Source organism: Streptococcus sanguinis, assembly GCF_001078705.1.
Taxonomy (GTDB): domain Bacteria; phylum Bacillota; class Bacilli; order Lactobacillales; family Streptococcaceae; genus Streptococcus; species Streptococcus sanguinis_D.
The window spans coordinates 91,394-105,385 of the sequence record NZ_CDMW01000001.1; the positions used below are offsets into that span (position 1 = coordinate 91,394).

Sequence of the window (13,992 nt, forward strand, 5' to 3'; positions counted from 1 at the left end):
CAGCAGAAGAGACCTAACTTGTTAGAAGTTAAGTTTCTTCCGCTGTTTTTTCTTTTTCTGGATTTTTTGCGAATAGTAAGGTGAGGAGGATGTATGGTTCAAGAAATTGCAAAAGAAATGATCAGGCAGGCTCGGCAAGAAGGGGCGCAGGATATTTACCTCATTCCTAAGAGCACTTGCTATGAGCTTTATATGAGGATTGGTGATGAACGTCGCTTTATAAAGACTCATGATTTTGAGCTTCTGTCAGCGGTTATCAGCCACTTTAAGTTTGTCGCAGGTATGAATGTTGGAGAGAAGCGCCGCAGTCAACTTGGGTCTTGCGATTATGACTGTGAGGAAGCCAAGGTTTCAATCCGGCTGTCGTCAGTTGGGGATTACCGTGGTTTTGAAAGTCTGGTTATCCGGCTCCTGCATGATGAAGACAGGGAGCTGCGCTTTTGGTTTGAGCAATTGCCGGAGTTGCGCAAGAAAATTCAGGCTCGCGGCCTCTATCTATTCTCAGGCCCAGTCGGCAGTGGCAAGACGACCTTGATGTACCATTTGGCTCAGCTCAAATTTTCTGGTCAGCAGGTTATGTCGATTGAAGATCCGGTTGAGATTAAGCAAGAGACTATGCTGCAGCTGCAGCTGAATGAAACCATTGGCATGACTTATGATAGTTTGATTAAGCTGTCTCTGCGACATCGGCCGGATCTCTTGATTATCGGGGAAATCCGTGATCGAGAGACAGCTAGAGCAGTGGTTCGGGCAAGTTTGACTGGAGCTACGGTCTTTTCAACGATTCATGCTAAGAGTATTCGAGGTGTCTATGAGCGGCTTTTGGAATTGGGTGTTAGTGAGGACGAGCTAAGAATGGTCCTTCAGGGTGTGTGTTACCAGCGTTTAATTGGGGGAGGAGGTGTCGTTGATTTTGTCAGTCAAAACTATCAAGAGCACGAAGCCGCAGTCTGGAATCAGCAGATTGATCAGCTTTTTGCAGAAGGACATATCAGTGCTGAGCAAAGGCAGACCGAAAAAATTGTCTACGCCTAAGCAGAAAAAGATTATTGAGCTCTTTCATAATCTCTTCAGCAGCGGTTTTCACCTAGCAGAGATTGTAGACTTTCTGAGGCGAAGTGCCTTGCTGGAGGAGGCTTATGTGGCAGAAATGCGGGCAGGCTTGTCAGCTGGTCAGTCCTTTTCAGAGATTGTCAGTCGACTGGGATTTTCCGATAGCGTTGTTACCCAGCTGTCCTTATCTGAGATGCATGGCAATCTGACACTTAGTCTGGGCAAGATTGAGGCCTATCTGGAAAATCTATCCAAGGTTAAGAAAAAATTGATAGAGGTAGGAACCTATCCTCTCATGCTGCTGGGCTTTTTGGTCCTTATCATGCTGGGATTGCGCAACTATCTTCTGCCTCAATTGGACAGCCAGAATCTAGCTACTCAGCTGATTAATCACCTGCCTCAGATCTTTTTTTGGAGCATCCTTGCTTTAGCTGTCTTGGTTTCAGTGGCTCTCTTTTACTATCGAAAGTCATCCAAGATTCGTTTTTTCAGCAAACTAGCAGCTCTGCCCTTTTTTGGACGCTTGGTACAGGCCTACTTGACCGCTTATTATGCTCGTGAATGGGGGAATATGATTGGTCAGGGCTTGGAACTGAGTCAGATTTTTGCGATTATGCAGGATCAACCGTCCCAACTCTTTCAGGAGATCGGAGCAGACATGGCTACCGCTTTGCAAGCTGGACAAGGCTATGCGGACAAGGTGGCTAGTTATCCTTTCTTTAAGAAAGAATTGTCCTTGATGATTGAGTATGGCGAGGTCAAATCCAAGTTAGGTAGTGAGCTGGAAGTCTATGCTGAAAAGACTTGGGAGGAATTTTTCCTACGTATCAACCGAGCCATGAATTTCATTCAGCCCCTAGTATTTATTTTTGTTGCCTTAGTGATTGTTTTACTTTATGCGGCAATGCTCTTGCCCATTTATCAGAATATGGAGGTTCATTTATAATGAAAAAACTTAACACCTTAAAAGTTCAAGCATTCACCCTTGTGGAAATGCTGATTGTCTTGCTGGTTATCAGCGTTCTCTTGCTGCTCTTTGTGCCTAATCTGACCAAGCAAAAAGATGCTGTTTCAGATACAGGAACGGCAGCGGTGGTCAAGGTAGTAGAAAGCCAGGCGGAGCTCTATGAACTGAAGAATACCAATGAAAAGGCTAGCCTAAGCAAGCTAGTCAGCTCAGGAAATATCAGCCAGAAACAGGCAGATTCTTATAAGGCTTACTATGGAAAACACAGTGGCGAAACTCAAACGGTTGCCAATTAAGGCTTTTACACTGCTGGAAAGTCTCATCGTTCTTTTTGTTGTTAGTTTTCTCTTACTGGGCTTGTCAGGCTCGGTAAGGGCTGGCTTCAATCAGGTTCAAGAACAGCTCTTCTTTTTAGAGTTTGAGAGGCTCTATCAGGAGACGCAGAGGCTGAGTTTAGCCGGTCATGAGAAACTGTCTCTCAAGATTTCAGGCCGGCAGATTTCCAATGGCTATCAAGAGCTGGACTTTCCACAAACTTTGCAGGAACATGAGCAGCAGGTCATCCAGTTTGACCGGGCCGGTGGAAATTCCTCACTCAGCAAAATTACTTTTCAGACGGAGGACAGGACAGTTGTTTACCAGCTTTATATGGGGAATGGCAAGTTTAAAAAGACGACAGCTTCAAGCTAGCATTCTGCTGGAAGCTCTGGTGGCCATGGCAGTTTTTGCGGCTATTGCCAGTTTGCTTTTGGGGCAGATTAGCCGGTCTCGTAAGGAGCAGCGGGTCCTTCTGCATCAGGAAGAGGTGCTTCGGGTAGCTCGCATGGCTCTGCAGACAGGGCAAGAAGAGCTTCATATCAACGGAATTACTGTACGTCAGCTTAAGACAGATAAGCAGCTGCTAGTCTATCACGAAGGGGAGGTAGTCATCCGTGTTCAAAAACCTTAAAGTCAAGGCCTTTACTCTCTTGGAGACCTTAGTAGCCTTGCTGGTTCTCAGTGGTGGGATACTGGTCTTTCAGGCCATGACCCAGCTCCTATCTTCAGAACTGCATCAGAAGGAGAATAATCAGCAGCAAGAGTGGCTTTTGTTTGCCGACCAACTGGAGACGGAGCTTTCGCGAAGTAAATTTGATAAGGTTGAAGACAATAAAATCTACATCAGACAAGATGGCAGGGACTTGGCCTTGGGTAAATCCAAGGGAGATGATTTCCGTAAAACAGATAAGAGCGGTCGCGGCTACCAGCCCATGATTTATGGTTTAGAAGCAGCTGACGTCCGTCAGGAAGGTAAGCTTGTCCATCTTCATTTTCGCTTTGAAAAAGGTTTAGAGAGGGAGTTCGTCTATCGTGTGGAAGAAGAAAGTTGAGGCTGGTATTTTACTGTATGCGCTGCTGATGGCCGCTGTCTTTAGCCTGCTCCTGCAGTTTTATCTCAACCGTCAAGTCAGCAGTCAGCGTTTGCAGCTTTTCAACATGGAAAGGACAGAAGCTTATGCAATGGCAGTTCTGACAAAAGCTACAGCCAAGGATGATAGCGGTGAGATGGAGTTTGAGCAGGGCAAGGCTGTCTACCGCAGGCAAGGGAAGAATCTTGAAATCAGCAGTCAGCTCAGCAGCGGTCATTCCTATTCCTTTACTTTTAGTACTTCTAAGAAAGATGAGGGTAAAGCAAAGGAAGACAAAAAAGCAACTGACAAAAAAGAGAAAGCGATTTTGGACGAAGCTGGTAAGTCGGACTAATATAACTGTAAAATCTTTGTAATTTTATATATCTTGGAATAGCGCCTTATTTTTGGTATGATAGGATAAACGGAGGATTCCATGAATTTTGAAAAGATAGAACAAGCTTATACTCTGATTCTCGAAAACGTCCAGAATATCCAAAACGCTCTGGCGACCAATTTTTACGATGCTCTGATTGAGCAGAACGGCATTTACCTAGATGGAGATACGGATTTACAAGAAGTTCTGACCAACGATGAAAAAATCCGCGCTCTGCATTTGACCAAGGAAGAGTGGCGGAGAGCCTATCAGTTTATCCTAATGAAGGCTGCCCAGACGGAGCCCATGCAGGTCAATCATCAATTCACACCTGATACAATTGGTTTTTTGATTACTTTCCTGCTGGACCAGCTGGCTCACGGAGAGGAAGCTGATGTATTAGAAATCGGCAGCGGAACAGGAAATTTAGCTGAGACTATTCTCAATCATACCCAAAAGAAGATAGACTACTTAGGTCTGGAGCTAGATGATTTATTAATTGACCTTTCTGCCAGCATTGCAGAGGTTATGAACTCTAAGGCTCACTTTGCTCAGGGTGATGCGGTTCGGCCTCAGGTTCTGAAAGAGAGTGATATCATTATCAGTGATTTACCGGTCGGTTATTATCCGGACGACAGCATCGCCTCCCGCTATGAAGTGGCTAGTCCGGATGAGCACACTTATGCCCATCATCTTCTAATGGAGCAATCGCTCAAATATCTGAAGCCGGGAGGCTATGCCATATTTCTGGCGCCGAATGACCTCTTGACCAGCGCTCAAGCTCCTCTGCTGAAAAAATGGCTCCTAGCCAAGGCTCAGTTTATTGCGATGATAACCTTGCCAGAGTCTATTTTCTCAAGCAGCAAGCATGCCAAAACCCTTTTTGTCTTGAGGAAGCAAGAAGCGAATAACGTTCAGCCTTTTATCTACCCTCTGCGGGATTTGCAGGATCATGATGAAATGTTTAAATTCCGCCAAAGTTTTCAAAACTGGTACAAAGATAGTGAAATTCAAACAAAATTTTGATATAATGATTTTGAAAACGCTTAAAGAGGTGAAGAAATGTCGAAAACAATTTCTATTAATGCAGGAAGCTCAAGCTTAAAATGGCAACTCTATTTGATGCCGGAAGAAAAGGTCTTGGCTAAGGGCTTGCTGGAACGGATTGGTCTCAAGGATTCTATTTCAACAGTGAAGTTTGATGGTCGGTCAGAGAAGCAGGTTCTTGATATTGAAGATCATACGCAGGCCGTAAAAATTTTGCTGGATGATTTGAAACGCTTTAATATCATTGAATCTTATGATGAGATTACCGGTGTGGGCCACCGTGTTGTGGCTGGCGGTGAATACTTTAAGGATTCAGCCCTCGTTGATGAAGAAGTGATTCAAAAGGTAGAGGAGTTGTCTCTTCTGGCTCCATTGCATAATCCAGCCAATGCTGCAGGCATCCGTGCTTTTAGAGAAATTCTGCCAGACATTACCAGCGTGGTAGTCTTTGACACCTCTTTCCATACAACTATGCCGGAAAAAGCTTACCGCTATCCATTACCAACTAAATATTACACAGAAAATAAAGTTCGTAAATATGGTGCTCACGGAACTAGCCATCAATTCGTAGCTCAAGAAGCAGCAAAACTTTTGGGACGTCCAATAGAAGAATTAAAATTAATCACATGTCATATCGGTAATGGTGGTTCTATTACAGCAGTTAAAGGTGGAAAATCTGTTGATACATCTATGGGATTCACACCACTTGCAGGTGTGATGATGGGAACAAGAACTGGTGATATTGATCCAGATATCATTCCTTACCTTATGGAACATACAAATGATTTTAATACACCAGAAGATATGGTCAATGTTTTGAACCGTGAATCTGGCTTGCTTGGAGTTTCTGAGAAGTCTAGTGATATGCGCGATATTCATGAAGCGATGCGGGCAGGTGATGCCAAGGCTCAATTAGCCAACGACATTTTTGTAGACCGGATTCAGAAATATATTGGTCAGTATCTTGCTGTCTTAAATGGAGCTGATGCTATCATCTTTACCGCAGGAATCGGTGAAAATTCTGTGACCATTCGTAGATTGGTTGTTGAAGGTATCTCGTGGTTTGGCTGTAACGTGGATCCAGAAAAGAATGTGCGTGGTGCTGAAGGCGAGATTTCCAGTCCTGATGCCAAGGTCAAAGTTTTGGTTATTCCAACTGACGAAGAATTGGTCATCGCGCGTGAAGTTGAACGTTTTAAAAATCAATAAATTAAGAAAATTTAAAAGCTCAGTTTGACTGGGCTTTTTGTATGCGTTAAGAAAGAATTTTCTTGGTTGTTGGTCTTGAAAACATTGAGCGATTCTATCTCATAGTCACTATCAGTATTGGCTCTCAATACGTGATATATAAAATGCTTGCAGTTAAGAATTGTCTATACAAAAAGAGAAAATTAAGCTATACTAGGAAGGAAAAGGAGGAAGATATGAAAGCAATTCTAAAAAAATTAGAGTACATCCTACTGACTCTGTTTGTCTTATTTCTCAGCCAGATACCATTTATATTTATCCGACAGATGACTGCTTCTGAGAAGAGTTTTTCAGCTGGCCAGACTATCTTTGTGCTGGTGGTATATCTTTTGATTATCTTTTTTGTTCTGAGAATGGCGAAGCAAGAAGAACTGCTGAGCCTTGACTTTAGCTTCTTCAAATGGTCTTCGTTGGGCTGGTTAGCTGTTTCTAATGTTGTCATGATTGGTGTCAACATGTTGGGAGCAATTATTATGTTACTGGAAGGTCAGGCCATATCCACTGCTAATCAGGATGCCTTGAACGCTTTATTTCAGCATGTACCCAAGATTTTATTAGTGGTAGGAGCTGTGATTCAGGCCCCTATCTTGGAGGAAGTGGTCTTTCGCGGATTGATTCCTCAGAAGATTTTTACCAAGCATTATGTTTGGGGATTGGTTGTAGGAGTCATTCTTTTCGGTCTTTTTCATAGTCCGACCAACATTGGCAGTTTTGTTATCTATGCAGGTATGGGTGCTGTTTTAGCCACTGTTGCTTACATATTTAAGCGTTTGGAAATGTCTATTTTGGCACACATGCTGAGAAATGGAGTTGCAGTACTCATCATGATACTGACAGGTTTGGTGAACAAGTAGGAAAGCAGAGAATATCTGCTTTTTTGGTCATTTGAGGCACAAATTAGGACATTTGAGGGGATTTCTCCCAGCTTGCTCTTACTTTTTCTATAATGATAAGAGAAGAATGGAGAGAATATGCTGAAATTAGAGAAAATCATTCAATTGTTATTGCTGGCTATGTTGACTCAGACGGGACTGCTGCTCATACTTCATCCAATGCCTCATCGCTTGGTCTTTAGTCATGCTAATTTGCTTTTTATGGTGGGCTTGCTGGGATTGCTTTTTTGTTGTGCCTTTTATTTTTCCAGACAACTGCAGGAAATCAAAGGTTCTTTGCGTCAGTCAAGCAACTATCGACACCTGCTTTTCTTGTATTTTTTGATGATTTTGGTCAATGCTGCGGGGGTTCTTCTGCTGTGTGGTAAGGAGGCGCAGTCAGGACAGGCGATGGAGCAGATGATGACGGAGAGTTTTCTGTCATCTTCTCTTTTGCTTCTGGGGATTGATATTGCCGTTTTATCCCCTGCAGCACCGAAATTTGTTGACAGTGACTTCTCTCTTCGCTATCGGAAGAGCTGGGGGATTGCACTAGGTTTGCTCTGCTTTTCCCTTGCGAAAAATCCTCAGGAAACTCTGTGTTTTCTCTCCTATCTAGTTTTGGGACTAGTCTTTGTCCATCTCCTCAGACCTTATTTTCAGCGTTTGGAGCTGTCTATGCTGGCCCATATTCTCCGAAATATGATTATTCTCAGCCTTTTACCCTTTTGCTTTTAGAAAGTGTTTTGTCAAATAGAAGAATTATGGTAAAATGGTAAATGAAACAAGGGACTAGATAAGGTCTTCTTGTGAAGTCGAGTGCAGTTCATAGGACTGGATGCTGCATCTGCTGAGAGCTTTGCGGTACACTAGATGAGTGTGCCTTTTTTGTTGAAGAGCAGAGCAGCCAATAGAAATGAGATGAAAGTTAAATGGTAAATCTAAAAGCAATTGCTCCAGATGGCCGAACGGGCCTCTGTGGTATTATAAATGCGACGCCGGATTCCTTTTCAGATGGTGGGCGCTACAATACGGTTGAGACGGCATTGGCTCAGGCTAGAAAGCTGATTGCTGAGGGAGCTCACATGCTGGATATTGGTGGTGAGTCTACTCGGCCAGGCAGTCATTTTGTGGCTATTCAAGAAGAGATAGAACGGGTGGTGCCAGTCATTGAAGCTATTCGTCGGGAAAGTGATATTGTGATTTCTGTGGATACTTGGAAGTCGGAAGTGGCTGCAGCGGCTTTGGCTGCGGGTGCAGATATCATCAACGATATTACTGGTCTCTTGGGCGATGAAAATATGGCGGAGACGGCTGCGAAATATGGCGCGCCAGTCATTGTCATGTTTAATCCAGTGATGGCTCGTCCTCAACATGCCAGTGCAAGGATTTTCCCAGAATTTGGCTTTGCCCCTGCTTTTAGCAAGGAAGAATTGTCTCTTTTTGCAGAGCTGCCGATTGCAGAACTCATGTGGAAGTGTTTTGAGAAATCTTTGAAGGTGGCCGAAAACGCTGGCCTTTCGCGTGAGAATATCATGCTGGATCCAGGGATTGGTTTCGGTTTGACAAAGCGTGAGAATCTTCTCCTTTTGCAGGAGCTGGAAAGTCTCCATCAGGCTGGTTTCCCTATTTTTCTTGGGGTTTCTCGTAAGCGGTTTCTCGTTAGTATCATAGAAGAAAACGGCTTTGAGGTCAATCCTGAGACTCAGGAAGGCTTTGAAAACCGTGATACAGCTTCAGCCCATCTGACTAGCCTTGCGGCCAGCAGAGGTGTTGAAGTTGTCAGAGTGCACGAAGTGGCTAAGCACCGGATGGCTGCGGCCGTTGGCGATGCGATTCGTCTAGCACAGCAGACAGAAGATCTCAATCTAGGTCAATATAAGTAAGATGAAAAAACAAGAATTACCTGATTTAAGTTGGCTGGAAGCCTATCGGACAGCCAGTCCCAATTTTGGCTTGGAGCGGATGGAGCGTTTACTGGAGTTGCGGGGGGGGCCGCATTTGCAGCTGCCAGTCATTCATATTGCAGGGACTAATGGCAAGGGTTCAACCATTGCCCATCTGCGCCAACTTTTGGAGGCGCGAGACCTGCGTGTTGGCACTTTCACCTCTCCCTACCTAGTCAGCTACAATGAGCAGATTGCCATTAATGGCAATGCAATTTCCGACCAAGACCTTCAGCGATTGCTTTCTCTTTACCAAGACCTTTTGGCCCAGCATGCGACAGACTCTAGCTTGCTTGGGATAACTGAGTTTGAGATTATAACTGCTCTAGCTTATGATTATTTTGTCCAGCAGCAGGTGGATGTGGCTATTATTGAGGTCGGCATGGGTGGGCTTTTGGACAGTACCAATGTCTGCCAGCCCTTGCTCACTGCAATCACAACAGTCGGTCTGGATCATGTGGCCTTGCTAGGTGACAGTCTAGAGGCTATTGCCCAGCAGAAAGCTGGCATTATCAAGCATGGAGTTCCCATTGTGACCGGTAGGTTGGAGCCAGAGGCTCTGGCAGTAGTCGAGCAAAAGGCTGCTGAAAAAGATGCTCCGCTCTTTTCTTGGTCTCAAGACTATCAAGTGGAACATCAAGCGTCAGAGAAGGGGGAGAGCTTTTCCTTTTCGAATGCCTATCGAGCCAAAGACTCGTATCAAACAGCTCTGATGGGACTGCATCAGGCGGACAATGCTGGACTAGCTCTGCACTTGTGCGACCTATACTGTCAGCTGCAGTCGCTGCCTTTATTGACAAAAGCAGAGGTTGAGAGGGCCTTGCTTGCTGCTGTATGGCCTGGTCGTTTGGAAAGGATATCGAATCAGCCGCTTATCTTGCTGGATGGAGCCCATAATCCCCATGCCCTGCAGTCGTTAGCAGCGACATTGGACCAACATTATCCGACGTATAGAAAGCACATTTTATTTGCTTGTATCCAAACCAAAGCCTTGGATGACATGGTGGAGCTGCTGCAAAAGATTCCCAAAGCAGCTATAAGCTTGACAGCCTTTGCCGATCCGCGGAGTTTTTCTAAAGAGAGCATGCAAGCCCTAGCTGAGCAGCAAGGTCTCTCTTACAAAGAATGGCCAGATTATTTAGCAGATTATTTAGCAGTAGAGCATGAGTCAGAAGAACTCTTGCTGATCACGGGCTCTCTGTATTTTCTAGCTCAGGTCAGAAAAGCAATCCTTGAGAATAGCAAGTTAGATTTGGCTGAGCGTCCTTCTCAGCCAAGTAAATGATTAAAAAATAAAAACGAACATAGGAGTATATATGGACACGAAGAAAATTGAAGCAGCTGTTGCCCAGATTATTGAGGCGGTTGGAGAAGACGGAAGCCGCGAAGGTTTGCAGGAGACGCCACAGCGCATTGCTAAAATGTACCAGGAAATCTTTGCTGGGCTGGGCGAGACTGCTGAGGAACATCTGGCCAAGTCTTTTGAAATCATTGACAATAACATGGTAGTGGAGAAGGATATTTTCTTTCATTCCATGTGTGAGCACCACTTCCTGCCATTTTACGGGAAAGTTCACATCGCCTATGTGCCTAATGGTCGGGTAGCAGGCTTGTCCAAGCTGGCCCGAACAGTAGAGGTCTATGCCAAGAAACCGCAGATTCAAGAGCGATTGACCGTAGAGATTGCTGAAGCCTTGATGGACTATCTGGGTGCCCAAGGGGCCCTGGTCTGGGTGGAAGCTGAGCATATGTGTATGAATATGCGCGGAGTCAGAAAGCCTGGCACTGCAACGATTACTACAGCGGCGCGTGGCATTTTAGCGACGGACAAGGACCTAAAAAATGAAGCTTACAAACTGATGGGACATTGATCTTATCAGAGGTGGAGCGTGTCGGGAAAGGCTAGATAGTTTTATCAAGAATGAAATGCAGAAACTGGAATTAGAAAGGATAAGAGAATGGATCAGCTGCGCATTAAGGATTTAGAAGTATATGCCTATCACGGTCTGTTTGGAGCGGAGAAGGAATTGGGCCAGCGTTTTGTGCTGGATCTGATTTTGGACTATGATATGACTCGGGCTGCCCAAACAGGCGACCTGACAGCTTCTATCCACTATGGAGAATTGGCTCAGGATTTGACCCACTGGTGTCAGGAGAGCAAGGAAGACTTGATTGAGACGCTGGCTTACAAGTTGATTGACCGCATTTTTCTGACCCATCCTTTGGTACAGAAGGTCAGTTTGGAGGTCAAGAAGCCTTGGGCACCGGTGCCGTTGCCTTTAGAGACTTGCTCAGTCAAGTTAGTACGTCAAAAGCGCAAATCCTTTATCGCTCTGGGGAGCAATCAAGGCAACCCAGCTGCCAATCTGGATGCAGCTCTGGAAAAAATGGCAGAGCAAAATATAAGAATTTTGCAGGCATCAAGTCGTATCGAGACAGAACCTTGGGGTGGTGTTGAGCAGGCTCCGTTTCTCAATCAAGTTGTTGAAGTTGAGACTTGGCTCAATCCTGAGGAATTAATGCAGACGCTCTTGACTATCGAAGCGGATTTAGGGCGCGTGCGGGAGATCAAATGGGGACCTCGTGTGATTGATCTAGATATCCTTTACATAGGGCAAGAGGAGATATACAGTCCAAATTTGATAGTTCCTCATCCTTATGTGGCTGAGCGGGCTTTTGTCTTGCAATCTCTGGTGGAAATCGCGCCACACTTTGTCGATCCAGTACAGAAAAAAAGCATCCGCCAACTCTGGGATGAGGTTGAAAAATGAGAAAAGAAGCTTGTCGTAAGGCAAGTTTTTTTTATTGTCTGAAGTTTCTCTGAACTTGCCCCTGTATACTAAAGAAAAATCAAAAGGAGTTCAGTATGGAACATACAGTGAAAATAGAAGGAGTCTGCAAAAAGCATGGCAGCAAGCAGATTTTAGAAGATATTTCTTTTACAGCTAGAAGCGGTCGGATTACAGCTTTTCTGGGTCCAAATGGTGCAGGGAAAAGTTCGACCTTGAGGATTCTCTTGGGGTTAGATCGGGCGACAGCAGGGACGGCGACTTTTGATGGGCAAACCTATCAGTCAATGACCTATCCGCTCAGAACGGTAGGTGCAGCCTTTGACGGCATTGGCGGTCTGCCAAATCGAAAGGTCTATGACCACTTGAGGATTATTGCAGCGAGTAATGCTATTCCCAAGTCTCGGATTGATGAAGTTTTAGAGATGACTGGAATCGCTCATAAGAGGAAGGACCTCTTGTCAAGCCTGTCTCTGGGGGAAGGTCAGCGGTTGGGTTTAGCGGCAGCTTTGCTGGGTGATCCTCAGTTTCTTATATTAGATGAGCCGACTAATGGACTAGATCCAAGTGGGATTAAGTGGTTTAGAAAGTTCATCCGTCAGCAGGCTGATTTAGGGAAAACGGTACTTCTATCCTCCCACATCCTGTCAGAGGTGCAAATGGTGACAGATGATGTGGTCTTGATTCATCATGGGCGAATTATTGAGCAAGGGCGATTGGAAGAGGTGCTGCAAGATTCAGACAGTCTAGAAGATATCTTCTTTGATTTGACAGAGGAGGTTTAAGATGAAAGAAACGATGTCTTTATTGCATTCAGAATGGTTGAAAATCCGCTCAACCAAGGCTTTCAAAGTGAGTGTGGCCTTCATGCTGCTATTGGTGCCTGTCGTATCCTGGTTGGAGGGCCGACAGTATCTGTCTATCGGCTTGGATGCCACGCCTGAGACGGTTCCTAATCTGATAAACGCCATTGATCCGCTGGAATATCTAGGTCTCAACGGGGCTTCTATGGCAGTCATGGTTTTGGTCATCTTAGCTGGAATTTTGGGAGCTATGGAATTTCAGTCTCATAGCTTGAGAACCAGTCTCTTGACCTGTAATAACCGTCTGAAGTTGCTTGTGGGGAAACTCATGACCTTTGCTTGCTTTTCTCTTGCCAGTAGCTTTTTATCAATCTACTGTAGTTATATGGTCATGCACCTGGCTTTAGGAAAGGAAGGGCTTGATCCGATTCTGCTCAATCAGGCAGCTTGGAGTTTGATTTTGTGGAAAACCTTATCTCTAACCTTATTAGGAATCCTTTCATTTTTGTTAGGTTTATTGGCTCGGACCATGCTAGTTCCTCTGCTATTTCTCGTACCTCAGATCTATAATCTGGGAAACTACCTGGCAGCTCACACGAGTTGGGGAGCTTATTTGCCACAGCCAGCAGGAGAGTTGTTTGCTGCAACGCCAACTTCCCAATATGCCAACAATCCCTTGCAAGGGCTCTTGATACTTGGTGCATGGTTACTAGTCATCGGCGGTATGACCTCTCTGCGCTTTTTGAAGACGGATTTAGGAGGACACTACTGATGATCAAAGCTCTGCTTAAAAGTGAATGGATTAAGTTCCGTTCTTACTCTCTTGCTCTTGGTGCAGCCTTGGTGACTCTGGTAGTTGTTCCATTTTTTCTGATGAATCTTGACTATAGTCAAACAGCAGTTGGCCAGGCAAAGGCTCTGAGCGAGGCTTTGCATGCCCTCTATCTGGCGCAGCCTGTCATCGTCATCTTTACTTCGCTCTATTTTGCTCAGGAGTTTGTCAAGTCTGGGATGCGAACGAATTTTCTAACCGTATCAAATAGAAAGGCTTGGTTGGCTGGGAAGTTCCTTTTTCTGGCTGTGCTGCTCTTGATCCTCTACAGTATCATGATAGGGAGCTGTTTCCTTGTTATGCTGGCTCGATTTGACCTGGACTTTAGCTGGTCCTTACTGGGGAAATTCCTCTATTACAGCTCTTTTGGTCTTCTCAGCAATATTTTTCTGGCTTTTTTAACTGCTGGCCTCGCTTTGCTATTTCAATCTTGGGTTTTGCCGGTGTCGGTGCTCTTTCCTCTCTTGATTGGTCTCAGCCGTTTATTGGCGACTTTCATCAAAGAAGCAAAATACCTACCCGATCTGGCTACGCTAAATCTTTTTGAGTATGAAGAGCTTCAGCATTCAATAGATTTATCAGGTCTGGGAATACAGCTGTTATGGTTAGCTTTGGTTTTGAGCTCTGCTATATTCTTAACCTTGAAACGAGATGTTCGCTAGAGGTATGCT

Annotated in this window: 18 protein-coding genes; all 18 read left to right on the forward strand. The window is 44.9% G+C overall.

Annotated elements, in window-relative coordinates; all coding sequences use genetic code 11:
• Window positions 1–93 precede the first annotated feature (93 nt).
• The 18 genes from comGA (at window position 94) to SSV_RS00690 (ending at window position 13,983) form a co-directional block, all read left to right on the forward strand.
• Entirely contained in the window at window positions 94–1,035 is a 942-nt protein-coding gene (comGA, locus tag SSV_RS00605) for a competence type IV pilus ATPase ComGA (protein WP_072073264.1), read from the forward strand.
• Window positions 965–1,999, forward strand: coding sequence for a competence type IV pilus assembly protein ComGB (gene comGB, locus SSV_RS00610; protein WP_255297065.1), 1,035 nt, complete (start codon window positions 965–967; stop codon window positions 1,997–1,999). The genes comGA and comGB overlap by 71 nt, the downstream gene beginning before the upstream one ends.
• Window positions 1,999–2,316 (forward strand): competence type IV pilus major pilin ComGC, encoded by a 318-nt coding sequence (gene comGC / locus SSV_RS00615; RefSeq protein ID WP_072073266.1) that lies wholly within the window; start codon window positions 1,999–2,001, stop codon window positions 2,314–2,316. Before comGB ends, comGC begins: the two co-directional genes overlap by 1 nt.
• A complete protein-coding gene (gene comGD / locus SSV_RS00620) occupies window positions 2,276–2,710 on the forward strand; it encodes a competence type IV pilus minor pilin ComGD (RefSeq protein WP_176693521.1) in 435 nt (144 codons plus the stop codon). The genes comGC and comGD overlap by 41 nt, the downstream gene beginning before the upstream one ends.
• The gene (gene comGE / locus SSV_RS00625) at window positions 2,676–2,969 is read left to right on the forward strand and encodes a competence type IV pilus minor pilin ComGE (protein ID WP_072073268.1); all 294 of its coding nucleotides are present in this window, start codon (window positions 2,676–2,678) and stop codon (window positions 2,967–2,969) included. Before comGD ends, comGE begins: the two co-directional genes overlap by 35 nt.
• Window positions 2,953–3,390: a competence type IV pilus minor pilin ComGF gene (gene comGF / locus SSV_RS00630; protein WP_072073269.1), complete on the forward strand. Its 438-nt coding sequence runs from the start codon at window positions 2,953–2,955 to the stop codon at window positions 3,388–3,390. Before comGE ends, comGF begins: the two co-directional genes overlap by 17 nt.
• Window positions 3,371–3,763: a competence type IV pilus minor pilin ComGG gene (comGG, locus tag SSV_RS00635; protein WP_125434518.1), complete on the forward strand. Its 393-nt coding sequence runs from the start codon at window positions 3,371–3,373 to the stop codon at window positions 3,761–3,763. The genes comGF and comGG overlap by 20 nt, the downstream gene beginning before the upstream one ends.
• A gap of 81 nt (window positions 3,764–3,844) precedes the next feature.
• Complete coding sequence (locus SSV_RS00640) at window positions 3,845–4,810, forward strand: class I SAM-dependent methyltransferase (protein WP_072073270.1); 966 nt, start codon at window positions 3,845–3,847, stop codon at window positions 4,808–4,810.
• Between the two features lie 36 nt (window positions 4,811–4,846).
• Window positions 4,847–6,040 (forward strand): acetate kinase, encoded by a 1,194-nt coding sequence (locus SSV_RS00645; protein WP_072073271.1) that lies wholly within the window; start codon window positions 4,847–4,849, stop codon window positions 6,038–6,040.
• Between the two features lie 143 nt (window positions 6,041–6,183).
• A complete protein-coding gene (locus SSV_RS00650) occupies window positions 6,184–6,933 on the forward strand; it encodes a CPBP family intramembrane glutamic endopeptidase (RefSeq protein ID WP_176693522.1) in 750 nt (249 codons plus the stop codon).
• Between the two features lie 117 nt (window positions 6,934–7,050).
• A complete protein-coding gene (locus SSV_RS00655) occupies window positions 7,051–7,689 on the forward strand; it encodes a CAAX protease family protein (RefSeq protein ID WP_072073273.1) in 639 nt (212 codons plus the stop codon).
• 194 nt (window positions 7,690–7,883) lie between these two features.
• Window positions 7,884–8,837 (forward strand): dihydropteroate synthase, encoded by a 954-nt coding sequence (gene folP / locus SSV_RS00660; protein ID WP_072073274.1) that lies wholly within the window; start codon window positions 7,884–7,886, stop codon window positions 8,835–8,837.
• 1 nt (window position 8,838) lies between these two features.
• Entirely contained in the window at window positions 8,839–10,182 is a 1,344-nt protein-coding gene (locus SSV_RS00665) for a bifunctional folylpolyglutamate synthase/dihydrofolate synthase (RefSeq protein WP_072073275.1), read from the forward strand.
• Window positions 10,183–10,213: 31 nt separating this feature from the next.
• The gene (gene folE / locus SSV_RS00670; protein WP_072073276.1) at window positions 10,214–10,768 is read left to right on the forward strand and encodes a GTP cyclohydrolase I FolE; all 555 of its coding nucleotides are present in this window, start codon (window positions 10,214–10,216) and stop codon (window positions 10,766–10,768) included.
• Window positions 10,769–10,855: 87 nt separating this feature from the next.
• Entirely contained in the window at window positions 10,856–11,668 is an 813-nt protein-coding gene (gene folK, locus SSV_RS00675; protein ID WP_072073277.1) for a 2-amino-4-hydroxy-6-hydroxymethyldihydropteridine diphosphokinase, read from the forward strand.
• Between the two features lie 95 nt (window positions 11,669–11,763).
• On the forward strand, window positions 11,764–12,471 hold the full coding sequence (locus SSV_RS00680) for an ABC transporter ATP-binding protein (protein WP_072073278.1): 708 nt from the start codon (window positions 11,764–11,766) through the stop codon (window positions 12,469–12,471).
• 1 nt (window position 12,472) lies between these two features.
• Window positions 12,473–13,261, forward strand: a complete 789-nt coding sequence (locus SSV_RS00685; RefSeq protein WP_072073279.1) for an ABC transporter permease — start codon at window positions 12,473–12,475, stop codon at window positions 13,259–13,261.
• Window positions 13,261–13,983: a lantibiotic ABC transporter permease gene (locus SSV_RS00690; protein WP_072073280.1), complete on the forward strand. Its 723-nt coding sequence runs from the start codon at window positions 13,261–13,263 to the stop codon at window positions 13,981–13,983. Before SSV_RS00685 ends, SSV_RS00690 begins: the two co-directional genes overlap by 1 nt.
• The last annotated feature ends 9 nt before the right edge of the window (window positions 13,984–13,992 follow it).

Bases quoted from the DNA above. Each gene is read 5' to 3' on its own strand.
- comGD (WP_176693521.1), top strand. From the start codon at position 2,276: ATGGAAAACACAGTGGCGAAACTCAAACGGTTGCCAATTAAGGCTTTT.
- folE (WP_072073276.1), top strand. From the start codon at position 10,214: ATGGACACGAAGAAAATTGAAGCAGCTGTTGCCCAGATTATTGAGGCG.
- comGE (WP_072073268.1), top strand. From the start codon at position 2,676: ATGGCAAGTTTAAAAAGACGACAGCTTCAAGCTAGCATTCTGCTGGAA.
- SSV_RS00650 (WP_176693522.1), top strand. From the start codon at position 6,184: ATGCTTGCAGTTAAGAATTGTCTATACAAAAAGAGAAAATTAAGCTAT.
- SSV_RS00640 (WP_072073270.1), top strand. From the start codon at position 3,845: ATGAATTTTGAAAAGATAGAACAAGCTTATACTCTGATTCTCGAAAAC.
- SSV_RS00680 (WP_072073278.1), top strand. From the start codon at position 11,764: ATGGAACATACAGTGAAAATAGAAGGAGTCTGCAAAAAGCATGGCAGC.
- SSV_RS00690 (WP_072073280.1), top strand. From the start codon at position 13,261: ATGATCAAAGCTCTGCTTAAAAGTGAATGGATTAAGTTCCGTTCTTAC.
- SSV_RS00645 (WP_072073271.1), top strand. From the start codon at position 4,847: ATGTCGAAAACAATTTCTATTAATGCAGGAAGCTCAAGCTTAAAATGG.
- SSV_RS00685 (WP_072073279.1), top strand. From the start codon at position 12,473: ATGAAAGAAACGATGTCTTTATTGCATTCAGAATGGTTGAAAATCCGC.
- comGC (WP_072073266.1), top strand. From the start codon at position 1,999: ATGAAAAAACTTAACACCTTAAAAGTTCAAGCATTCACCCTTGTGGAA.
- folP (WP_072073274.1), top strand. From the start codon at position 7,884: ATGGTAAATCTAAAAGCAATTGCTCCAGATGGCCGAACGGGCCTCTGT.
- folK (WP_072073277.1), top strand. From the start codon at position 10,856: ATGGATCAGCTGCGCATTAAGGATTTAGAAGTATATGCCTATCACGGT.
- SSV_RS00665 (WP_072073275.1), top strand. From the start codon at position 8,839: ATGAAAAAACAAGAATTACCTGATTTAAGTTGGCTGGAAGCCTATCGG.
- comGA (WP_072073264.1), top strand. From the start codon at position 94: ATGGTTCAAGAAATTGCAAAAGAAATGATCAGGCAGGCTCGGCAAGAA.
- SSV_RS00655 (WP_072073273.1), top strand. From the start codon at position 7,051: ATGCTGAAATTAGAGAAAATCATTCAATTGTTATTGCTGGCTATGTTG.